This is a genomic window from Tardiphaga sp. OK246 (genome assembly GCF_900188215.1).
Lineage (GTDB): Bacteria > Pseudomonadota > Alphaproteobacteria > Rhizobiales > Xanthobacteraceae > Tardiphaga > Tardiphaga robiniae.
Genome location: NZ_FZOX01000001.1, coordinates 1,211,438 through 1,232,684 on the forward strand (window position 1 = coordinate 1,211,438; position 21,247 = coordinate 1,232,684).

17 protein-coding genes are annotated in these 21,247 nt (G+C 61.7%); 6 read left to right on the forward strand and 11 right to left on the reverse strand.

Going from position 1 to position 21,247, the window contains the following annotated elements; genetic code table 11:
* Positions 1 to 32: 32 nt before the first annotated feature.
* The 5 genes from lpdA to CHC01_RS05925 form a co-directional block, all read right to left on the reverse strand.
* Positions 33 to 1,436, reverse strand: coding sequence for a dihydrolipoyl dehydrogenase (gene lpdA / locus CHC01_RS05905; RefSeq protein ID WP_089263257.1), 1,404 nt, complete (start codon positions 1,434 to 1,436; stop codon positions 33 to 35).
* A 45-nt stretch (positions 1,437 to 1,481) separates the two neighbouring features.
* On the reverse strand, positions 1,482 to 2,228 hold the full coding sequence (locus tag CHC01_RS05910; protein ID WP_089263259.1) for an SDR family oxidoreductase: 747 nt from the start codon (positions 2,226 to 2,228) through the stop codon (positions 1,482 to 1,484).
* 122 nt (positions 2,229 to 2,350) lie between these two features.
* Positions 2,351 to 3,595, reverse strand: a complete 1,245-nt coding sequence (gene odhB / locus CHC01_RS05915; RefSeq protein WP_089263260.1) for a 2-oxoglutarate dehydrogenase complex dihydrolipoyllysine-residue succinyltransferase — start codon at positions 3,593 to 3,595, stop codon at positions 2,351 to 2,353.
* Between the two features lie 116 nt (positions 3,596 to 3,711).
* The gene (locus CHC01_RS05920; RefSeq protein WP_089263262.1) at positions 3,712 to 6,669 is read right to left on the reverse strand and encodes a 2-oxoglutarate dehydrogenase E1 component; all 2,958 of its coding nucleotides are present in this window, start codon (positions 6,667 to 6,669) and stop codon (positions 3,712 to 3,714) included.
* A gap of 174 nt (positions 6,670 to 6,843) precedes the next feature.
* On the reverse strand, positions 6,844 to 7,527 hold the full coding sequence (locus tag CHC01_RS05925; RefSeq protein ID WP_089263264.1) for a TetR/AcrR family transcriptional regulator: 684 nt from the start codon (positions 7,525 to 7,527) through the stop codon (positions 6,844 to 6,846).
* Positions 7,528 to 7,764: 237 nt separating this feature from the next.
* Between CHC01_RS05925 and CHC01_RS05930 the strand changes: the two genes are divergently transcribed.
* From CHC01_RS05930 to CHC01_RS05940, 3 genes are all read left to right on the forward strand, one after another.
* Entirely contained in the window at positions 7,765 to 8,307 is a 543-nt protein-coding gene (locus CHC01_RS05930) for an OsmC family protein (RefSeq protein WP_089263266.1), read from the forward strand.
* A gap of 67 nt (positions 8,308 to 8,374) precedes the next feature.
* Positions 8,375 to 9,514, forward strand: a complete 1,140-nt coding sequence (locus CHC01_RS05935; RefSeq protein WP_089263268.1) for an acyl-CoA dehydrogenase family protein — start codon at positions 8,375 to 8,377, stop codon at positions 9,512 to 9,514.
* A 125-nt stretch (positions 9,515 to 9,639) separates the two neighbouring features.
* On the forward strand, positions 9,640 to 10,518 hold the full coding sequence (locus tag CHC01_RS05940) for a sulfurtransferase (RefSeq protein WP_089263270.1): 879 nt from the start codon (positions 9,640 to 9,642) through the stop codon (positions 10,516 to 10,518).
* Between the two features lie 130 nt (positions 10,519 to 10,648).
* Here the strand turns inward: CHC01_RS05940 and sucD are convergent, their stop codons facing one another.
* The 6 genes from sucD to CHC01_RS05970 all read right to left on the reverse strand — a co-directional run bounded on the left by sucD (position 10,649) and on the right by CHC01_RS05970 (position 16,832).
* Positions 10,649 to 11,533: a succinate--CoA ligase subunit alpha gene (sucD, locus tag CHC01_RS05945; protein ID WP_089263272.1), complete on the reverse strand. Its 885-nt coding sequence runs from the start codon at positions 11,531 to 11,533 to the stop codon at positions 10,649 to 10,651.
* Between the two features lie 4 nt (positions 11,534 to 11,537).
* Complete coding sequence (gene sucC / locus CHC01_RS05950) at positions 11,538 to 12,734, reverse strand: ADP-forming succinate--CoA ligase subunit beta (protein ID WP_089263274.1); 1,197 nt, start codon at positions 12,732 to 12,734, stop codon at positions 11,538 to 11,540.
* A gap of 206 nt (positions 12,735 to 12,940) precedes the next feature.
* Positions 12,941 to 13,906, reverse strand: coding sequence for a malate dehydrogenase (gene mdh / locus CHC01_RS05955; protein ID WP_089263276.1), 966 nt, complete (start codon positions 13,904 to 13,906; stop codon positions 12,941 to 12,943).
* 205 nt (positions 13,907 to 14,111) lie between these two features.
* A complete protein-coding gene (gene zapE, locus CHC01_RS05960) occupies positions 14,112 to 15,296 on the reverse strand; it encodes a cell division protein ZapE (protein ID WP_089263278.1) in 1,185 nt (394 codons plus the stop codon).
* A gap of 64 nt (positions 15,297 to 15,360) precedes the next feature.
* On the reverse strand, positions 15,361 to 15,897 hold the full coding sequence (gene thpR / locus CHC01_RS05965; protein ID WP_089263280.1) for an RNA 2',3'-cyclic phosphodiesterase: 537 nt from the start codon (positions 15,895 to 15,897) through the stop codon (positions 15,361 to 15,363).
* 227 nt (positions 15,898 to 16,124) lie between these two features.
* The gene (locus CHC01_RS05970) at positions 16,125 to 16,832 is read right to left on the reverse strand and encodes an arylesterase (protein ID WP_089263282.1); all 708 of its coding nucleotides are present in this window, start codon (positions 16,830 to 16,832) and stop codon (positions 16,125 to 16,127) included.
* Here CHC01_RS05970 and CHC01_RS05975 point away from each other — a divergent pair.
* The 3 genes from CHC01_RS05975 (at position 16,831) to CHC01_RS05985 (ending at position 21,247) form a co-directional block, all read left to right on the forward strand.
* Complete coding sequence (locus tag CHC01_RS05975; RefSeq protein WP_089263284.1) at positions 16,831 to 17,571, forward strand: ABC transporter ATP-binding protein; 741 nt, start codon at positions 16,831 to 16,833, stop codon at positions 17,569 to 17,571. The two genes, CHC01_RS05970 and CHC01_RS05975, sit on opposite strands and share 2 nt — an antisense overlap.
* Before the next feature lie 4 nt (positions 17,572 to 17,575).
* Entirely contained in the window at positions 17,576 to 20,146 is a 2,571-nt protein-coding gene (locus CHC01_RS05980; protein ID WP_089263286.1) for an ABC transporter permease, read from the forward strand.
* 312 nt (positions 20,147 to 20,458) lie between these two features.
* The gene (locus tag CHC01_RS05985; RefSeq protein ID WP_089263288.1) at positions 20,459 to 21,247 is read left to right on the forward strand and encodes a Bax inhibitor-1/YccA family protein; all 789 of its coding nucleotides are present in this window, start codon (positions 20,459 to 20,461) and stop codon (positions 21,245 to 21,247) included.

The following is a 21,247-nucleotide window of genomic DNA, read 5'->3' on the forward strand; positions in this document are numbered from 1 at the left end:
CGTCTCCCAGCCGGCGTCGTGCCGGCCGTGACTCACATATGGATAGCGCGCTTGGCTACTGCAAATGCTGCTTCCTTCACCGCCTCGGAGCGGGTCGGATGGGCATGGCAGGTGCGGGCCAGATCTTCGGCGGAACCGCCGAATTCCATCAGCACGCAGGCTTCATGGATCATTTCGCCGACTTCGCGGCCGATCATATGCACGCCGAGCACGCGATCGGTCTTCGCATCTGCGAGAATCTTCACGAAACCATCGGTGGTCTGGTTGACCTTGGAGCGGCCATTGGCCGTGAACGGGAACTTGCCGACATTGTAAGCGATACCGGCAGCCTTGAGCTCTTCCTCGGTCTTGCCGACGGCGGCGACTTCCGGCGTGGTGTAGACGACGCCCGGGATTACGTCATAGTTCACATGACCAGCCTGACCTGCAAGGATCTCGGCGCAGGCAACGCCTTCGTCTTCCGCCTTGTGCGCCAGCATCGGGCCCGCGACGACGTCGCCGATAGCGTAGACGCCCTTCACATTGCTTGAGAAGTGATGATCGATCTTGACGCGGCCGCGCTCGTCGAGTTCGACGCCAGCTTCCTTGAGGCCAAGCGCTTCGGTGTAAGCCACGCGTCCGATCGCCACGAGAATCACATCGGCTTCGATGGACTCGGCAGCGCCGCCCGCGGCTGGCTCGATCTGCGCCTTCAGCTTCTTGCTCGACGTATCGACACCGGTGACCTTGGCACCGAGCTTGAAGGTCATGCCCTGCTTCTCGAGCATGCGTTGGAACTGCTTGGCGACTTCGCCATCCATGCCGGGCAGGATGCGGTCGAGGAATTCCACCACGGTGACTTCGGCGCCGAGGCGGCGCCACACCGAGCCGAGTTCGAGACCGATCACGCCGGCGCCGACCACGATCATCTTCTCCGGCACCTTGTCGAGCGACAGCGCGCCGGTCGACGACACGATGCGCTTCTCGTCGATCTCGATGCCCTTCAGCTTCGCAACGTCAGAGCCGGTAGCGATGACGATGTTCTTTGTCTCCAGCGTCTGGGCCTTGCCGTCAGCGCCGGTGACTTCGACCTTGCCGGTGCCGAGCACACGGCCGGTGCCCATCACGACGTCGATCTTGTTCTTCTTCATCAGGAACTCGACACCCTTGACGTTGCCGTCGATGCCCTGCTGCTTGAAGTTCATCAGCGCTGGAAGATCAAGCGTCGGGGCGGACACCTTGATGCCCATCTTGGCGAAGGAGTGGCCGGCTTCCTCAAAAAGCTCCGACGAATAGAGCAAAGCCTTCGAGGGCATGCAGCCGATGTTCAGGCAGGTGCCGCCCAGCGTGCTGTTCTTCTCGACGACGGCGACCTTCATGCCGAGCTGCGCCGCGCGAATCGCGCAGACATAACCGCCGGGTCCGGTGCCGATAACAACGAGGTCGTAAGAAGCCATGATGCAGTCCTGTATTGTCTTCAGATGATATGGGGTGTCAGAGCCTCAGCGGCCACCGGACACGTCGATAATGGTGGATGTGACGTAAGAAGCCTCGTTCGACAGTAACCAGACGATGGCATTGGCAACTTCATCCGCAGTGCCGACGCGCTTCATCGGCACGTTGACGGAAAGACGATGCGCGCGGTCCGGCTCGCCGCCTGACGCGTGAATATCGGTATCGATCAACCCCGGCCGAATGCCGGCGACGCGAATGCCTTCGGCTGCGACTTCGTGTCCCAATCCGATGGTGAAGGAATCGATCGCGCCTTTCGACGCGGCATAGTCGACATAAGTGTTCGGCGCACCCAGCTTGGCGGCTACCGATGACAGATTGACGATGACGCCACCCTTGCCGCCATGTTTGGTCGACATGCGCTTCACGGCCTCGCGGGCGCAAAGAATGCTGCCGGTGACATTCACCGTCATCATGTTGGCGATACGTTCGGCAGTCATCTGATCGACGCGGATGGAAGGGCCGACAATGCCGGCATTGTTGACCAGCGCACCGAGTGGCCCGAACGCGTCAGCCGCCTTGAACAGCGCGAGAATGTCCGCCTCGGAACCGACATCGCATTTTACGGCGACGGCCTTGCCGTTGGTCGCTTCGATCTTCGTAACAACTTCATTCGCAGCGGCTTCGTTGCTGGCATAGCCGACCACGACCTTGAACCCGCGTGCCGCCGCCTTGAGCGCCGTTGCGCGGCCGATACCCCGGCTACCACCAGTGATGATGACGACGCTATCGGTCATGTCCTGCTCCAGCTTCGCTGAGGTGCCAAGACTTCAGGTATCGAGGCTTCGGATATCAACGCTTCTTGGTCATCAACCGGCAGCGTCGCCGCTACCGGTTGATAATAGTGAATAAGGAGAGGTCAGAGATCCAGAACGAGACGGGCCGGATCTTCCAGGCTTTCTTTGACGCGGACGAGGAAGGTCACGGCTTCCTTGCCGTCGATCACGCGGTGATCGTAGGACACCGCCAGATACATCATCGGGCGGATCTCGATCTTGCCGCCGACCACGACCGGACGTTCCTGGATCTTGTGCATGCCGAGGATGGCCGACTGCGGTGCGTTCAGGATCGGCGTCGACATCAGCGACCCGTAGATGCCGCCATTGGTGATGGTGAAGGTGCCGCCCTGCATTTCGTCGATCTTGAGCTGGCCGTCACGGGCGCGCTTGCCGAAATCCGCGATGGTTTTTTCGATGTCGGAGATCGACTTGGTATCGCAGTCGCGCACTACGGGAACGACGAGGCCCTTGTCAGTGCCGACGGCAACGCCAACGTGATAATAGTTCTTGTAGATCAGGTCGGAGCCATCGATCTCGGCGTTCACGGCCGGAATATCCTTCAACGCCTGCACGCAGGCCTTGGTGAAGAAGCCCATGAAGCCGAGCTTGGTGCCGTGCTTCTTCTCGAACACATCCTTGTACTGCGAGCGCAGTGCCATCACGTTGGTCATGTCGACCTCGTTGAAGGTCGTCAGCATCGCTGCGGTGTTCTGCACGTCCTTAAGGCGACGCGCGATGGTCTGACGCAGGCGCGTCATTTTCACACGCTCTTCGCGGGCAGCATCGTCAGCGGGTGACGGCGCACGTACCTGCACGGCGGCGGCAGACTGATTGATCGGCGTCGGTGCCGACGCAGCCTTTTCGATCGCAGCGAGCATGTCGCCCTTGGTCACGCGGCCATCCTTGCCCGAGCCGGGGACGGTGGCGGCATCGATGCCGCTCTCGGCCGAGATCTTGCGGACCGACGGCGCCAGCGGCGCATCGACGGGCGCGGACTTCTGAGCGGGAGCAGGTGCAGCAGCGGCAGGCGCAGCGGCTGGAGCCGGGGCAGCGGGCTTGGCGGGGGCTGCTGCCGGCTTGGTGCCGCCGGCACCATCGGTGATCTGGCCGAGCAGTGCGCCGACGGCCACGGTCTCGCCGTCCTTGGCAACGATCTCGCCGAGCACGCCGGCGGAGGGCGCCGGGACTTCGATGGTGACCTTGTCGGTCTCGAGTTCGACCAACGGCTCGTCAACGGCGACGGCATCGCCGGCCTTCTTGAACCAGCGGCCGATGGTGGCTTCCGTCACGGATTCGCCGAGCGTGGGAACGCGAATTTCAGTCATTGTCTATTTCCTCTTGTGGCGTGGCGACCCGCTCGGTCATTCCTGCCTGAACTTGAAATCAATGGGGATATGCGAACGCCCCGCGGGTGCGGGGCATTCGCCAATAGAATGGAGGCTTAGCCGAGCGCTTCGTCGAGGAAGGCCTTGAGCTGGGCGAGATGCTTGGACATCAGGCCGGTGGCGGTCGCTGCCGAAGCAGCGCGGCCGGCATAACGCGGACGCTTGTGGGTGGCGTTGATCTGGTTGAGCACCCATTCAAGATACGGTTCGATGAAGTGCCAGCCGCCCATGTTGCGCGGCTCTTCCTGACACCAGACGAATTCCGCACCCTTGAAGCGGGTCAACTCCTGCACCAGCGTCTTCAGCGGCACCGGATAGAGCTGCTCGATGCGCATCAGGTAGACGTCGTCGATGCCGCGCTTCTCGCGCTCCTCGTAGAGGTCGTAATAGACCTTGCCGGAGCACAGCACGACGCGACGGATCTTGTTGTCGGCGGTGAGCTTGATCTTCTCGTCCGGCAGCTTCTCCGCATCGTCGAACAACACGCGATGGAACGAGGTGTCGGCACCGAGTTCGCTCAGCTTCGATACCGCACGCTTGTGGCGCAGCAGCGACTTCGGCGTCATGACGATCAGCGGCTTGCGAATCTCACGCTTCAACTGACGACGCAGCATGTGGAAGTAGTTGGCCGGAGTAGTCGGATAGACCACCTGCATGTTGTCTTCCGCGCACATCTGCAGGAAACGCTCAAGGCGTGCGGAGGAATGCTCCGGGCCCTGGCCTTCATAGCCATGCGGCAGCAAGCAGACGAGGCCCGACATACGCAGCCACTTGCGTTCACCCGAGGAGATGAACTGGTCGAACAGCACCTGTGCGCCGTTGGCGAAGTCGCCGAACTGCGCTTCCCAGATGGTCAGCGCCTTCGGCTCGGCCAGCGAGTAGCCGTATTCGAATCCGAGCACGGCTTCTTCGGACAGCAGCGAGTTGATGACCTCGTAGTGACCTTGGTCGGGCTTGAGGTGGTTGAACGGCGTGTAGCGGCTTTCGTCTTCCTGGTCGAACAGCACCGAATGGCGCTGCGAGAAGGTGCCGCGCTCCGAGTCCTGGCCGGACAGCCGGACATGGTGGCCTTCTTCCATCAGGGTACAGAATGCCAGCGCCTCGCCGGTCGCCCAGTCGATGCCTTCGCCACTGTCGATCGCCTTGGCGCGGGTGTCGAGGAAACGCTGCACCGTGCGGTGAACGCGGAAGCCATCGGGCACCTTGGTGATCTTGGCGCCGATCTCCTTCAGCGTCTTGACGTCGACGCCGGTCACGCCGCGACGGGGATCTTCCTCCTGGTCGGCATATTTGAAGCCGGCCCACTTGCCGTCGAGCCAGTCAGCCTTGTTCGGCTTGTAGCCGGCGCCGGCTTCGAGCTCGGCATCAAGACGGGCGCGCCAGTCGGCCTTCGCCTTGTCGACTTCGCCTTCGGTCATCACGCCATCGGCGATGATGCGCTTGGCATAGATATCCAGCGTCGACTGATGCGCGCCGATCTTCTTGTACATCACCGGCTGGGTGAACGCCGGCTCGTCGCCTTCGTTATGGCCGTGGCGGCGATAGCAGAACATGTCGATGACGACAGGCTTGTGGAACTTCTGCCGGAACTCGATCGCGATCTTGGCGGCGAACACCACCGCTTCCGGATCGTCGCCGTTCACGTGGAAGATCGGAGCATCGATCATCTTCGCAACGTCGGACGGATAGGGCGACGAACGGGAGTAGCGCGGATAGGTGGTGAAGCCGATCTGGTTGTTGACGATGAAGTGGATCGAACCGCCGGTGCGATAGCCCTTCAGGTCCGACAGCGCGAAGCATTCCGCGACCACGCCCTGACCTGCGAAGGCCGCGTCGCCATGCATCAGCAGAGGCAGCACGGAAATGCGCTGGTCTGGCGGATCACCATTCTGGTCCTGCTTGGCGCGGACCTTTCCGAGCACCACGGGATCGACGATTTCAAGATGCGACGGGTTTGCCGTCAGCGACAGGTGGATATTGTTGTTGTCGAACTCGCGATCCGACGAGGCGCCGAGGTGATACTTGACGTCACCCGAGCCTTCGACCTCGTCCGGATTGGCCGAACCGCCCTTGAATTCATGGAACAGCGCGCGGTGCGGCTTGCCCATCACCTGGGTCAACACATTGAGGCGACCGCGATGTGGCATGCCGACGACGATGTCACGGACACCCAGGCTGCCGCCGCGCTTGATGATCTGTTCCAGCGCCGGGATCAGTGATTCGCCGCCGTCGAGGCCGAAGCGCTTGGTACCGGTGAACTTGACGTCGCAAAACTTCTCGAAGCCGTCGGCTTCGACCAGCTTCTGGAGGATGGCGCGGCGGCCTTCCGGCGTGAAGCTGATTTCCTTGTCCGGGCCTTCGATACGTTCCTGGATCCACGCCTTCTGCGCGCGGTTGGAAATGTGCATGAACTCGACGCCGAGGGTCTGGCAGTAGGTGCGCTGCAGGATCGCAACGATCTCACGAAGCGTGCCGTATTCGAGGCCGATGACGTTATCGAGGAAGATCTTGCGGTCGTAGTCGGCATCGGTGAAGCCGTAGGAGCGCGGATCGAGTTCCTCGTGATCCTTCTGGCCTTCGATGCCCAGCGGATCGAGATTGGCGTGGAAATGGCCGCGCATGCGGAAGGCGCGGATCAGCATCAAGGCGCGCACCGAATCGCGGGTCGCCTGATTGATGTCGCCGGTCGGGGCGGCAGCACCGGGCTGCGCGGTCTTGGCGGCGAGCTTGGCACCCATCACCTTCTCTACCTGGGCCCAGTTGCCGTCCATGGCGGAGGTCAGGTCGTCCTTGGGCGTCAGCGGCCAGTTGGCCTTCTCCCAGGACGGGCCTTCGGCGTTCTTCTGAACGTCGGCGGGCGAGTCCTTCAGGCTCTTGAAGAACTCCTGCCACTCGGTATCGACCGAGGAGGGGTCCTTTTCGTAACGGGCATAGAGTTCGTCGATGTAAGTGGCGTTTGCGCCTTGCAGAAATGAGGAGAGTGCAAAGGCGGCGTTCGCGTCCTGGCGAGACATGATGGCGTCCTGATTTGGTATCGCGCGGAAATTTTAACGTGGGCTGATCCGGTTGCCGGACCATCCTAAAGTCGAGCGAGCTTCTACCCTATTTAATCCGAATGTGCGCCCTGAAAAGCACGAAGAACTGAATATTTCGTCAATTCTTTGTGCGCGAGATTTTGTCCGCTGATTTCAGTCGACGACACTGAGGTCTTCCTTAGCCAAAGCGGCAGCGCCGCCCTGCAGTCCGGCGCGCCGGGTGCGGCGGATTTTGGGCGGTCCGCAGGCCTCGTCGAGCAGGGCATTGGCGGCCATACCGGCGGCGTCCGCGACAGTCGGATCGCGGGTCACCATGGCGGCGACAATGGCGCCGTCCATCAAGAGGCCGATCTGGTGCGCGAGAAAGTCCGGCTTCTTGGCGCCGGCGGCCTCAGCCAGTCCGGAGATGTGCTTGAGAACGAACGATTTGTGCCGGATCGTGATGTCGCGCAGCCGGGTCTCGTCCTTGGAGTGCTCGCCGACTGCATTGATGAAAACACAGCCATAATAGGTCTCTTCGGCAAACCAGCTCTTCAGCGCGGGGAAGATCGAATCTAGCTTTTCACGCGGGGTTTTGGCGCGTTCCACGGCTGCAATGAACCAGCCGCGCCAGGCCTCGCTTTCCGCCTTGAGCACGGCGTCGACGAGATCGTCCTTCGATTTGAAGTTCTTGTAGAGCGTGGTTTTGGCCGTGCCAGCCTCACTGACGATGGCGTCGATGCCGGTGGCATTGATGCCATTCTTGCAGAACAGCCTTGTTGCCGCGTCCATCAGCCGCTCCCGCGGCGTTACCTGCGGAACATTGCTTTCGACAGCCTGCGGCATCGCATCAGTCATGCCCTGTCATATGTCATGGCGCGCGCGCGGCGCAAGCGATCATCGGTTCCTGACCAATATTCGAGCGGGTAAATACGCGTTTGCCGCGCTAAGCGGCAGTCCAGTCTCTGCCCTATTTCGCGTCAATTGCGCAACTCGCTGATCCCACGACGATTTTCGCATCGGTCGACGCTGGCACGGTTTCTGCAAAGATACAGAACGTTCTGTATCTTTGCATCTTTCCAAGGGAGAAAACCAATGACTGCTGTTGCCGCCAAAACCGCCCTGACCGGCTGCCTCGCGCCGATCGACAAAGGCGGCCTCGAACAGCTGATCGCCAACGGCAAAGCCAATCCCAATGTCATCAAGACGCTGAAGTGCAAGACGGTGGCCGAGGGCAAGTTCCGCCACGCCAACTACATCCGCAATCTGCCGCCCTATATCGTCGATGAGCCGCCGGCCCTGCTCGGTGACGACACCGCGCCGAATCCGTCAGAGGCGTCATTGGCGGCGCTTGGCTCCTGCATCGCCGTCGGCCTGCACGCAAATGCCGTGCATCGTGGCTGGACCGTCAACAAACTCGAACTGCAGCTCGAAGGCGATCTCAATATCACAGCTGTCTGGGGCACCGGCGATATCAGCGAGAAGCCGGTCGGTTTTACCGATGTGCGCATCAAGGTCGACATGGAATGCGAAGGCGTTCCCCAGGCCGAGATCGATGCGCTGATCACCCACGTCAAGAAGTGGTCGCCCGTCGCCAACACGTTTACGCGCCCGGTCAATCTCGAAGTCTCTGCCTGAATGTGAGTTAGCGCGGCCGCAGCGATGCGGCCGCAGTCTCTCTTCCTTGTGCGTGACGGAGATCGACATGACCACGACGGCAGTGTTGCGGAAATCTGACGATATTGAAGGGGCCGGCGACACACCGTCGCTCGTTGAACGAATAGCTGTCGTCGCGCGCACCAATCTTTCACCAATAGTTTTGGAGATCGATGAAGGCACAATCTATCCAGATCGGGCGCTACGTCATCTCGGCGATGTTGGTGCCTGGTCGGCACACGCGGATCTCGGCGAGACGATCGCGGGCATCACCACCATCGGCGAGACCTGCGGCTCCACGGCCTTCATGGCGTGGTGCCAGAACACGCTGGTTTGGTATATCCTCAACTCCGACAACGCCGCACTGAAGGCGAAGTATCTGAGCGATGCCGCGAGCGGCAAGCTGCTCGGCGGCACCGGCCTGTCCAATCCGATGAAGAGCTTCTTTGGCATCGAGAAGCTCAAGCTGAAAGGTCGCCGCACCAACGGCGGTTACATCGTGCGCGGTGCTCTGCCATGGGTATCGAATCTTGGCCCCGACCATATGTTCGGCACCATCTTTGAACTCGATGACGGCTCCGGCGAGAAGGTGATGTTCCTCGCCGACTGCGCCGACGAGAATCTCTCGCTGACGCCGTGCAAGCCGTTCCTCGCGATGGATGGCACCGGCACCTACGCCGTGCAATTTCGCGACGTCTTCATTCCAGACGATCAGGTGCTCGCGGCGCCGGCGATGCCTTTCGTGAAGAGAATTCGCGCCGGGTTCATCCTAATGCAGATGGGCATGGGCCTCGGGCTGGTGCGCGATTGCGTTGCTATCATGCATAGCGTCAAGCTGTCGCTCGCCCACGTCAATTGCTTCCTGCCGCAGCAGCCCGAGGATTTCGCCGGGCTTCTCGCGAAAATGGAGGCCGAGACGATGATGCTCGCCGCCACACCCTTTGACACGAGCAATGCCTATTGGCGCAGCGTCGTCGAACTGCGTCTGCGCGCCGGCGACGCCGCCGTCGCCGCAGCCCATGCAGCGATGCTGCATTGTGGCGCGCGCGGCTATCTCAAATCGCACCGCGCCCAGCGCCGGCTGCGCGAAGCCTATTTCGTGGCGATCGTCACCCCCGCCACCAAGCAGCTCAGAAAAATGCTCGCAGACAATGCGCGCGAATATCAGGGAGACCAGGGCGGGGCGTGATCCCGATCATGCAAATGATCCCGATCACGCGAACGGAAAGCGAATTGACTTAAGTCACGGCGAAACGACAGGCGATCCAGCACAAACGACTCAACAACGACGGTTCAACACAGTGGAGGCTTTCAATGGCTGAAGTTCTCATTTCCGCAGACGACCTCGTCACGTTCATGAAGTCAGAATCTTGTGTCATCATCGACACGCGCAATCCCGACGCCTATGCGGCCGGGCATATCCCCGGCGCCGTCAATCTCCATGAGATCTTTACGTTCCTCGCTACCTCGACGCCCGAAGGCATGGACGAGCTGAAGAAGAAGTTCGCTGCCGCCTTCGGCGGTGCCGGCCTGTCCGGCAGCGAGACTGCGGTGATCTACGAACAGTCGATGAATTCGGGATTCGGCCAGTCCTGCCGCGGCTACTTCCTGCTGGAGTTTCTCGGCTATCCCAAGATCAAGGTTCTGCATGGCGGCTTTGAAGCCTGGACCATGAAGGGCCTGCCGACCACCACGGATGTTCCGACGCCGACAGCAGCATCCTTCGCCATCAAGCCGGAAGCCGGTTCGATCCTGATCGACGCGGGCACCATGCAGGGCGCGCTCGGCAATCCGTCGATCGCCATTCTCGACGTGCGCGATGTCGACGAGTGGATCGGCGAGAGTTCGTCGCCCTATGGCAAGGACTTCTGCCCGCGCATGGGCCGCATTCCCGGCGCCGTCTGGATCGAGTGGTACCGCATGATGAAACCGACATCAGACGGTCCGCGCTTCAAGTCGAAGAACGAGATCCTTGCCGAATGCGCCACTGTCGGGATCACGCCGTCGACCACTGTCTATCTTTACTGCTTCAAGGGCGCACGCGCGTCGAACACGTTTCTCGCGCTAAAGAACGCCGGCGTGGCTGATGTCCGGATGTATTTTGGTTCGTGGAACGAATGGAGCCGCGATACGAAGTATCCAATCGAGGAAGGTTTGCCGCTGGTTGGCGAGAAGCAGGCGCAGGCGGCGTAGAACTCCAGTGTCGTCGCCCGGCCTGGCGCGCAATTGCGCGCTTTGACCGGGCGATCCAGTCAGAGTGTCAAAACAAAAGGCCCGCTCTCACGAGCGGGCCTTTCTTATTCTCAGCGCTTTTGAGCTCAGCTTAGCCCTTCAGCACATCCACCAGCGTGGTGCCGAGGCGGGCCGGTGACGGCGAGACGCGGATGCCGGCGGCTTCCATGGCTGCGATCTTCGACTGGGCATCGCCCTTGCCGCCCGAGACGATGGCGCCGGCATGGCCCATGCGGCGGCCGGGAGGGGCGGTGACGCCGCCGATGAAGCCGACCATCGGCTTCTTGCGGCCGCGCTTGGCTTCGTCGCGGATGAATTGTGCCGCGTCTTCTTCTGCCGCGCCGCCGATTTCGCCGATCATGATGATCGAGGTGGTCTTGGGGTCGGCCAGGAACATCTCGAGCACGTCGATGAACTCGGTGCCCTTGACCGGGTCGCCGCCGATGCCGACTGCCGAGCTCTGGCCGAGGCCGGCCTGGGTGGTCTGGAACACGGCTTCATAGGTCAGTGTGCCGGAGCGCGACAGGATGCCGACGCTGCCGGGCTTGAAGATGTTGGCCGGCATGATGCCGATCTTCGATTCACCGGCGGTGACGACGCCCGGGCAGTTCGGCCCGATCAGGCGCGACTTGGAGCCCGACAGCGAGCGCTTCACGCGCACCATGTCGAGCACCGGAATGCCTTCGGTGATGCAGACGATCAGCGGAATCTCCGCGTCGATGGCTTCGCAGATCGCGTCTGCTGCGCCCGGCGGCGGCACATAGATCACCGACGCATCGGCGCCGGTCTTGTCGCGGGCTTCAGCCACGGTGTCGAACACCGGCAGGCCGATATGCGTCGAGCCACCTTTGCCCGGCGAGGTGCCGCCGACCATCTTGGTGCCGTAGGCAATCGCCTGTTCGGAGTGGAAGGTGCCGTTCTTGCCGGTAAAGCCCTGGCAGATGACCTTGGTGTTCTTGTCGATCAGGACGGACATCGGCTTACTTTCCCTTCACGGCGTTGACGATCTTCTGAGCGGCGTCGTCGAGATCGTCGGCGGGCAGAACGTTGAGACCGGATTCACGGATGATCTTCTTGCCTTCCTCGACATTGGTACCTTCGAGGCGGACAACCAGTGGCACCTGGAGGCCGACAGCCTTCACTGCGGCAACCACGCCGGCAGCGATGACATCGCACTTCATAATGCCACCGAAGATGTTGACCAGGATGCCCTTCACGTTCGGATCGGCAGTGATGATCTTGAACGCTGCGGTCACCTTCTCCTCGGAAGCGCCGCCACCGACGTCGAGGAAGTTGGCCGGGCTTTCGCCATAGAGCTTGATGATGTCGAGCGTAGCCATTGCGAGGCCGGCGCCGTTGACCATGCAGCCGATGGTGCCGTCGAGCGCGATGTAAGCGAGGTCATATTTCGACGCCTCGATTTCCTTGGCGTCTTCTTCGGTCGTGTCGCGCAGCGCGACGATTTCCGGGTGACGATACAGCGCGTTCGAGTCGAACGACATCTTGGCATCGAGGCACTTGAGCTCGCCCTGCTTGGAGATGATCAGCGGATTGATCTCCAGCATGTCCATGTCCTTGGCGATGAACGCGGTGTAGAGCTGCGACACCAGCTTCTCGGCCTGCTTGGCGAGATCGCCCTTGAGGCCCAGCGCCTGCGCAACGGTGCGGCCGTGGTGGCCCATCACGCCGGTGGCCGGATCGACCGAGAAGGTCACGATCTTGTCCGGGGTGTTGTGCGCGACTTCCTCGATGTTCATGCCGCCTTCGGTGGAAACCACGAAAGCCACGCGTGAGGTTTCACGGTCGACGAGCAGCGAGAGGTAGAATTCCTTCTCGATGTCCGAGCCGTCTTCCAGATAGATCCGGTTGACCTGCTTGCCGGCCGGGCCGGTCTGTTCGGTCACGAGGGTTGCGCCGAGCATTTCCTTGACGAACTGCTTGGTCTCGTCGATCGACTTGGCGAGGCGGACGCCGCCCTTGTCGCCGGCCGATGCTTCCTTGAACTTGCCCTTGCCGCGGCCGCCGGCGTGGATCTGGCTCTTCACCACCCACAACGGACCGCCGAGTTGTTTGGCGGCAGCCTCCGCTTCCTCGGCCTTGAGGATGGGCACGCCTTTAGAAACGGGCACGCCGAACTCCTTCAGCACGGCCTTCGCCTGATATTCATGGATATTCATAAGTCGCTCCCGAACCCCGGTTGGTGAACTTGGAATTCACGTCGTTTTCTTTGAACTGGCATACCGTATACCAAGCATGCTGCATGTCAAAGTCGACGATAATTCCGCGTGACGGACGAATTGGCTGAGGGGTTCGTTGCAGTGTTTGCCAATGTCGTCAAATGCAAAACCGGCACCCCTAGGGTGCCGGTGAAGTGAGCTTGATCTTAGCCGAGCAGATCGGGTGCGATCTTCTTGCAGGCGTCCATCAGGCCGACCACCGAAGCCACCGACTTATCGAAGCCTTCCTTGTCCTTGCCGGCGAGTTCGATCTCGACGATGCGCTCGACACCCTTGGCGCCGATCACGACGGGAACGCCGACATACATGTCCTTGACGCCGTATTCACCGTTCAGGTGCACGGCGCAGGGCAGGACGCGCTTCTTGTCCTTGAGGTAGCTCTCGGCCATCGCGATGGCCGAAGCCGCCGGAGCGTAGAAGGCCGAACCGGTCTTCAGCAGGTTGACGATCTCGGCGCCGCCGTTACGGGTACGGTCGACGATTTCGTCGATGCGAGCCTGCGAGGTCCAGCCCATCTTCACGAGGTCAGGCAGCGGGATGCCGGCAACGGTCGAATACTTGACCAGCGGAACCATGGTGTCGCCGTGGCCACCGAGCACGAAAGCGGTGACGTCTTCGACCGACACATTGAATTCATCGGCCAGGAAGTAGCGAAAGCGCGCCGAGTCCAGCACGCCCGCCATGCCGACGACCTTGTTTGCCGGCAGGCCGCAGGCCTTCTGCAGCGCCCAGACCATCGCGTCGAGCGGGTTGGTGATGCAGATGACGAAGGCGTTCGGGGCGTACTTCTTGATGCCTGCGCCAACCTGCTCCATCACCTTGAGATTGATCGAGAGCAAGTCGTCGCGGCTCATGCCCGGCTTGCGCGGCACGCCGGCGGTGACGATGATGACGTCCGAACCTTCGATCGCCTCATAGGAGTTGGCGCCGGTCAGCTTGGCGTCGAAGCCGTCAACCGGCGACGATTGCGCGAGATCGAGCGATTTGCCCTGCGGCACACCTTCCGCAATGTCGAACATCACGACGTCGCCGAGTTCTTTCAGGCCGACGAGGTGAGCAAGTGTTCCGCCGATCTGACCAGAACCAATCAATGCGATTTTGTTACGCGCCATGGGAAATCTATCCTTTAAGCCCGAAGGGGTAGGGAGGGAGCAGGAAATGCTGACAGGCTGGTTATCCCTTTCGCGGACACCGTTCAAGTCGGGGCCTGCCCAATTGTCGAGCGCTGGCCTGCAATGCAAATTATTATGAGCGAACTGGAAATTGGAATCGCTCGCGAAAGTACCGATTCCGCTTTGATATCGATCCAATCGCGCGTCAGGTTTCGACCAAGCCCGTGGTGGCGCCTGAAGCCGTAGAATCGCTGCGGCCGTGGGGCAGGGCCAGATACGTTTCTGAACCCATCTCGAACAGCCGCGACGCGGTCCGCGCGAATTCCATTGCCTCGAAACCTTCGCTGGCCTGATACAGCGCGTGCGGCTCGCCGGCGGCTGAGGCCATCAGCTTCACAGCATTGTCATAGAGCGTGTCGATCAGCGCGATGAAGCGCTTGGCGGCGTTGCGGTCGCCGTAGTCCATCATCGGAATATGTTCGATGAACAGCGTGTGATAGTCGTGCGCCAGTTTCAGATAGTCTGACGCGCCAAGCGGCTTCTCGCAGAGGTCGCCAAATGAAAACCGGGCCACGCCCTGCGCTTCCAGGGGAACACGCAGCGTGCGGCCCTTGATCGAGATATCACGCGACTTTGCGGGTGCGCCGCCCGTGAGCTTTGCCCAAGCCTTGTCGAGCGCAGCCTTTGCTGCATCATCGTCCGGCACCAGCCAGCTCTTTACGCCGGCCAGTTTTTCCAATCGATAGTCGGTGCGCGAATCCAGCTTGCGCACTTCCATATGATCTTCGATCTGTTTGATGAACGGCAGAAACAGCGCGCGGTTGAGGCCGCCTTTGTAGAGATTGACGGGTTCGACGTTGGACGTCGCGAAGACGACGGTGCCGAGTTCGAACAGCCATGCGAATAGTCGGCCGAGGATCATCGCATCGGCGATATCGGTGACGTGAAATTCGTCGAAGCAGAGGAGCCAGGCTTCGTCGAAGATCGAATTCGCCGTCAGCGCGATGACATCGCCGTCGGGGAGCTCGCCGCTCGCGATTTTCTGGCGAAAATTATAGATGCGCTCATGGGTGTCGGCCATGAACTCATGGAAATGAGCGCGACGCTTGTGCGTGACCGCGCTGGCTTCGAAGAACAGGTCCATCAGCATGGTCTTGCCGCGGCCGACCTCGCCATGGACGTAGAGACCGCGCGGCGGTTGCATATCCTTGTCACCGAACAGGCGTCCGAAGAAGCCCTGCTTGCGCGGTGGCTTATAGGTGGCCAGCGCACCATCGAGCGCCGCGATGGCCTCGACGGCGCCGGCCTGCGCCGGGTCAGCCTCGATGGCGCCGGAGGCAACGAGGGCTTGATATTGTTCGCGGAAGGATTGAGGAGGGCTGGACGACATGGGCCCTAACGGCCCCATGCGCCCGGAAAATGCAAGATGCGAATTGGTCGAAGCGGATATGCGCTCATGCGCAGAGCGCGTAGGAATCCTCGACCAGATAAGGGCCGCCGCCCGTGGATGCCCGCGAGGAGAACAGCACGAAGCGCGAGGCGGTGAAGATCTTCGTCGGGAAGTAGCCGCGCACCGAAAGATAGTCGGCGACGTCGCGGTCGCAGGAATCGCGCAGTCGGGCCAGCGTGACATGCGGCGTGAATTTGCGGCCCTCGGGCTCGAGCCCGCAGCGGCGCACCAGCCGTTCCAGTTCGGATTGCAGTTCAAGCAGCGGACGGCTCGGCTCGACCGCAGCGACGACAGCGCGGGGTTTCTTGCCGCCGAAGCTCGAAAGGCCACGCACCGCGACCTCGAAGGGCCTACGTTCCACGCGCGACATCAGATCGGCGATTTCGTTGGCGGAAACGCCGTCGATGTCGCCGATGAAGCGAAGCGTGACATGATAATTTTCGGGATCGATCCAGCGTGCGCCTGGCAGGCCGCCACGCAAATTGGCCAATGTCTGGCCGATCTCGGCTGGTATCTCCAGTCCGGCGAACAAACGCGGCATAGTCAGCTCCTCTTTGCCGGGGCGCGATTTTCGCCGAAAGGTGCTGACTACGGTGTGCTTATGCACGCCCGCACCCCTCGGCGAAAATCATGCCCGAACAAACGAGCCGGTGACGAATCACCGATGTCTTTTTTTACCCGACTTCTGTGACTCTGCGAAGCAGATGCCGCGCTCGGTGCATGAAGGTTCCGTGAAAAACCGTCATTAAGGTTGAGGCTGCCTGTTTCTCAACTGCGTTGCCCAGCGATCGTGCCGACAAATGCCTCGACGCTGGGCAGGATGTTTTTCACGACGATGTCGACCCCATCCGCTGTCGGATGCATCGCGTCGGCCTGGTTGAGCTTACTGTCACCGGCGACGCCTTCGAGAAAGAACGAATAGAGCGGCACGCCAAATTGCTTGGCGAGATCCGGATAGATCGAATTGAACTTTTCCGCATAGTCGGCGCCGTAGTTCGGCGGTGCCACCATGCCGCAGAGAAGCACGGCGATGTTGCGGGCCTTCAGCCGCGTCAGAATCTCGGTGAGTGCCGCACGCGGGACCTTCGGATCGGTGCCGCGCAGCGCGTCGTTGGCGCCGAGTTCGACGATCACGCCCTGCGTCCCCTCGGGCACCGACCAGTCGAGCCGCCCGAGGCCGCCCGAGGTGGTATCCCCGGATACACCGGCATTGATCATCTCGACCTCTATCCCCTTGTCCTTCAGGGCCTTTTGTAGCCGGACCGGAAACGCGGCTGCCGCCGGCAGGCCATAACCTGCACTCAGGGAGTCCCCCAGCACGACCAGTTTGACGGGCTTGGCCGTGCCGGTGGCGGCCGTCTGCGCCGTGGCGGTGGGGATCGGAAGTGCGACCGTCAGCCCGGCGACGACCAGCCACATAAACGTGCGCAGCAGCCCCTCGACCGCCGCAAACGAAGTGCCATATGAAGCTCGCATGGATACTTTCATTGAAGCCTCATCATCGGCCGGCGTTTCGCCGGACACCATTTCAATCTCGAACATCAACCTCTCGCTCGGCACCGGCGCCGCGCGCGTGCATATCCTCAAGGATATCAGCCTGCGCGTCGGATCGGGTGAAGCGATCGGGCTGATTGGCCCGTCGGGCTCCGGCAAGTCCACGCTGCTGATGGTGATGGCGGGGCTGGAGCGTCCTGACTCCGGTCAGGTGGTGGTCAATGGCACCTCTTTCAATGATCTCGATGAGGACGGATTGGCGCGGTTTCGTGGCCGTCATGTCGGTATCGTCTTCCAGTCCTTTCACCTGATCCCGACCATGACGGCGCTGGAGAATGTCGCGGTACCGCTGGAGCTGGCAGGTCATCCCGACCCAGCCGGCCGTGCGGCGCGCGAGCTGGAAGCGGTCGGTCTCGGCGCCCGTCTGCATCACTATCCGACCCAGCTTTCCGGTGGCGAGCAGCAGCGCGTCGCGCTGGCGCGCGCATTGGCGCCAGATCCCGCGATCCTGGTCGCCGACGAGCCGACCGGCAATCTCGACGAATCCACCGGCGGCCAGATAGTTGATCTGCTGTTCGCGCAGCACGCCCAGCGCGGCATGACGCTGGTGCTGGTGACCCACGACAATACGTTGGCGCATCGCTGCGACCGCGTGGTGCGATTACGTTCCGGCCGGATCGATGGGCCCGCCACCGAGCGCAACTGGGTCGAGACGGCCTGATCCGATGACCACCATCACCGAGACCATTCCTAACAGCCGAGGCCCGTCGCTGGCGTTGCGTTACGCTTTCCGCGAGATGCGCAGCGGCCTGCGCGGCTTTTACGTTTTCATCGCCTGCATCGCGCTGGGCGTCATGGCCATCGCAGGCGTTGGCTCGGTCGCGGCAAGTCTCGGCGAGGGCGTGGCGCGCGAAGGCCGTACGCTGCTCGGCGGCGATGTGGCATTCTCGCTGATGCAGCGTGAGGCCAAGCCGGAAGAACTCGCCTTCTTGCGCGCACGCGGTGCAGTGTCGGTTGCCGCAACGCTGCGCGGCATGGCGCGCGCGCCGGACGGCAATCTTGCGCTTGTTGAGATCAAGGCCGTCGATGGCAGCTATCCCTTGCTCGGCAAGGCGACCTTGGCGCCGGACATGCCGATGAGCGATCTGCTCGCCGAACATGACGGGGCCTATGGCGCCGCGACGGATACGACATTGATGGCCCGGCTAGGCCTCAAGGTTGGTGACCGCCTCACGGTCGGTAATGCGACGTTCGAGCTTCGCAGCGAAATTTCAGCGGAGCCCGACAAGCTCGCCGGCGGTGTCGGTTTCGCGCCGCGCTTCCTCACCAGTGAAGACGCTCTGCGCGCCACTCGGCTTCTGCAGCCCGGCAGTCTGGTGCGCTGGATCTATCGTGTTCGCCTGCCGGACACCGTTTCCGGCGATCGCGCTGCCAAGGCGCTGGCCGACGATGCGCGTGCCCAATTGCCGCAAGCCGGCTGGGAGATCCGTTCGCGCGACAACGCGTCGCCGCAGCTTGAGCGCACCATCACGCGATTCACCCAGTTCCTGACGTTGGTCGGCCTCGCGTCCCTGCTGGTCGGCGGCGTCGGCGTCGCCAATGCCGTGAAGAGCCATATCGATCGCCGCCGCGATGTCATCGCGTCGTTGAAAGCGCTTGGCGCGACCGGCCGCGACGTATTCGCGATCTATCTCACCCAGGTACTGGTGCTGGCGGTGATCGGCTCGCTGATCGGCATGGTGGTCGGTGCATCCCTGCCGTTTGCCATTGTCGGCCTGTTTGGCAAGCTGCTGCCGCTGCCGGTGGTGCCGGCGCTTCATCTCGGCGAGCTGGCGCTGTCGTTGCTGTACGGGCTCCTGACGGCGCTGGCTTTTGGGCTGTGGCCCTTGGCCCGGGTGCATGATGTCCCGGTCGCGGCGCTGTTTCGTGATGCGGCATTGACGGAATTGCACCGGCCGAAGCTGCGCTACATGCTCTGGATGGCACTCGTGGTCGGGCTACTGATCGCGGTGGTGGTCGGGCTCGCTTACGACAAACGCGTCGCTGCCGTATTCGTGGTGTCGTCGATGGTCGTGTTCGCCTTGCTGCGCGGTATCGCGGGCGCATTGATGGCTTTTGCGCGCAAATTACCGCGGCCGAGCATGACCATGCTGCGGCTGGCTATTGCCAATATCTACCGGCCGGGCGCGCTGACGCCGTCGGTGGTGATGTCGCTCGGACTTGGCCTGACGGTGCTGGTGACCGTCACCCAGATCGACGGCAATCTGCGCCGGCAGTTCATGGCGGCGCTGCCGGAGAAGGCGCCGTCGTTCTATTTCATCGACATTCCCTCAACCGATGCCGACCGCTTCAGCGCGTTTCTCAGGGAGAAGCAGCCGCAGTCGACCGTCGAGGATGTGCCGATGCTGCGCGGCCGGATCGTCGCCGCGCGCGGCGTCAAGGCAGAAGACCTCAAGCCGTCATCCGATGCCGAATGGGTACTGCAGAGCGACCGCGGCCTCAGTTACACCAACGAGGTTCCGCGCGGCTCCAAGCTGGTCGAGGGCGAATGGTGGGCACCCGACTATAGCGGGCCGCCACTGGTGTCGTTCGAGAAGAAGTTGGCCGACGGGCTCGCGCTCAAACTCGGCGACGAGGTTACCGTCAACGTGCTCGGCCGCGATATCACCGCCAGGATAGGCAATATGCGGTCCGTCGACTGGCAGAGCCTCGGCATCAATTTCGTGCTGGTGTTCTCGCCCAATACCTTCCGCGGTGCGCCGCATACCCATATTGCCACGCTGACCGAACCGAAGTCCGATCCGTCCCAGGACGCCGGTCTGGTCAAGGCGGTGGCCGACGCATTTCCGATGATCACCACCGTCCGGGTCCGGGAAGCGCTCGACACTGTGGGATCGGTTGTCACAAATCTCGTGCTGGCGATCCGCGGTACCAGCGCGGTGACGCTGCTCTCGGCGATCCTGGTGCTCGGTGGCGCGCTGGCCGCCGGTCACCGGCATCGCGTCTATGACGCCGTGATCCTCAAGACCCTCGGCGCCACGCGTGCGCGGCTTCTGGGTGCCTATGCACTCGAATATCTGATGATCGGCCTGGCCACAGCGGTGTTTGGGGTCATTGCCGGCTCGGTGGCGGCGTGGCTGATCGTCACGCGCCTGATGACGCTGAGCTTCGTCTGGCAGGCTGGCAGCGCGGCTGGCGTCGTGCTGGCGGCGCTAATTGTCACAGTGGGCCTGGGCCTGGTGGGTACGTTGGTAGCCTTGAACCAGAAGCCTGCCACCGTGTTACGGAATTTGTGACCTGTTTTGACACGAAGCAGCCTTTGCGCGGGCTGATTCGTGCAAAATGACTGAGAAATCGCCAAGCTTGCGTCAGGCTGAAAGTTTACCAGGATGTCTGAATGTAAATCGGAGCGACATTCCGCCACGCGTGGAAGCTTGCAGCGAATGTGTTAGTTTACCACATACCCTATGGGTCAGACATCGAGCGCAGATGACATCGATTTTTTATGAAATCGAGTTTAGTGTCAGGAAGCGCAGATATCTGGGATATAATTCGAACCGGCGACGCGAACCCTTTGCGATCAGCCGGACAACATCGAGGTTTCGACCATGTCGGATCTAGACCGTAACTATGCTTCCCCCTTCGGCCGGGCCGGCGCGCGCGATGCCGCTGCCGTAGACGCCGGACTGCGCTCCTACATGCTGCGCATCTACAACTACATGACGATCGGTCTGGCCATCACCGGCCTCGCTGCTCTCGGCGTGTACATGGCGGCTGTCACGACCGATCCGTCGGGCGCTGCTGCCCGGATCGGTAGCTCCTACCTGACGCCGTTCGGCTATGCGATGTTCGTGAGCCCGCTGAAGTGGGTGTTCATCCTGGCGCCTCTGGTCATGGTGTTCGCCATCTCGTTCGGCATCAACCGGCTGAAGCCGGCTACTGCGCAGTTGCTGTTCTGGGCCTTCGCGGCTCTGATGGGCATCTCGCTGTCGTCGATCTTCCTGGTGTACACGCACACATCGATCGTGCGGGTGTTCTTCATCACCGCTGCCTCGTTCGGTGCGCTGAGCCTTTACGGCTACACTACCAAGCGTGACATGACGGGCATGGGCTCGTTCCTGCTGATGGGCCTGTTCGGCATCATCATCGCGAGCGTCGTGAACATCTTCGTCGCTTCGTCGATGCTGCAGTTCATCGTGTCGGTCGTCGGTGTGCTGATCTTCGCGGGCCTCACTGCCTACGATACCCAGCGGTTGAAGAACGACTACATCTACGGTTACGCCTCGCAGGGCGGCGATATCGCCGAGCGCGCGGCGATCACCGGTGCCCTGTCGCTCTACTTGAACTTCATCAACCTGTTCACGCTGCTGCTGCAGCTGCTCGGACAGCGCGAATAA

Coding starts and splice junctions, on each gene's coding strand:
- CHC01_RS05970 (WP_089263282.1), bottom strand. CDS start 16,832: ATGCGAGCTTCATATGGCACTTCGTTTGCGGCGGTCGAGGGGCTGCTG.
- sucD (WP_089263272.1), bottom strand. CDS start 11,533: ATGTCCGTCCTGATCGACAAGAACACCAAGGTCATCTGCCAGGGCTTT.
- CHC01_RS05910 (WP_089263259.1), bottom strand. CDS start 2,228: ATGACCGATAGCGTCGTCATCATCACTGGTGGTAGCCGGGGTATCGGC.
- zapE (WP_089263278.1), bottom strand. CDS start 15,296: ATGTCGTCCAGCCCTCCTCAATCCTTCCGCGAACAATATCAAGCCCTC.
- CHC01_RS05935 (WP_089263268.1), top strand. CDS start 8,375: ATGACCACGACGGCAGTGTTGCGGAAATCTGACGATATTGAAGGGGCC.
- CHC01_RS05985 (WP_089263288.1), top strand. CDS start 20,459: ATGTCGGATCTAGACCGTAACTATGCTTCCCCCTTCGGCCGGGCCGGC.
- CHC01_RS05930 (WP_089263266.1), top strand. CDS start 7,765: ATGACTGCTGTTGCCGCCAAAACCGCCCTGACCGGCTGCCTCGCGCCG.
- thpR (WP_089263280.1), bottom strand. CDS start 15,897: ATGCCGCGTTTGTTCGCCGGACTGGAGATACCAGCCGAGATCGGCCAG.
- odhB (WP_089263260.1), bottom strand. CDS start 3,595: ATGACTGAAATTCGCGTTCCCACGCTCGGCGAATCCGTGACGGAAGCC.
- CHC01_RS05975 (WP_089263284.1), top strand. CDS start 16,831: ATGGATACTTTCATTGAAGCCTCATCATCGGCCGGCGTTTCGCCGGAC.
- sucC (WP_089263274.1), bottom strand. CDS start 12,734: ATGAATATCCATGAATATCAGGCGAAGGCCGTGCTGAAGGAGTTCGGC.
- CHC01_RS05925 (WP_089263264.1), bottom strand. CDS start 7,527: ATGACTGATGCGATGCCGCAGGCTGTCGAAAGCAATGTTCCGCAGGTA.
- CHC01_RS05980 (WP_089263286.1), top strand. CDS start 17,576: ATGACCACCATCACCGAGACCATTCCTAACAGCCGAGGCCCGTCGCTG.
- lpdA (WP_089263257.1), bottom strand. CDS start 1,436: ATGGCTTCTTACGACCTCGTTGTTATCGGCACCGGACCCGGCGGTTAT.
- CHC01_RS05920 (WP_089263262.1), bottom strand. CDS start 6,669: ATGTCTCGCCAGGACGCGAACGCCGCCTTTGCACTCTCCTCATTTCTG.
- CHC01_RS05940 (WP_089263270.1), top strand. CDS start 9,640: ATGGCTGAAGTTCTCATTTCCGCAGACGACCTCGTCACGTTCATGAAG.
- mdh (WP_089263276.1), bottom strand. CDS start 13,906: ATGGCGCGTAACAAAATCGCATTGATTGGTTCTGGTCAGATCGGCGGA.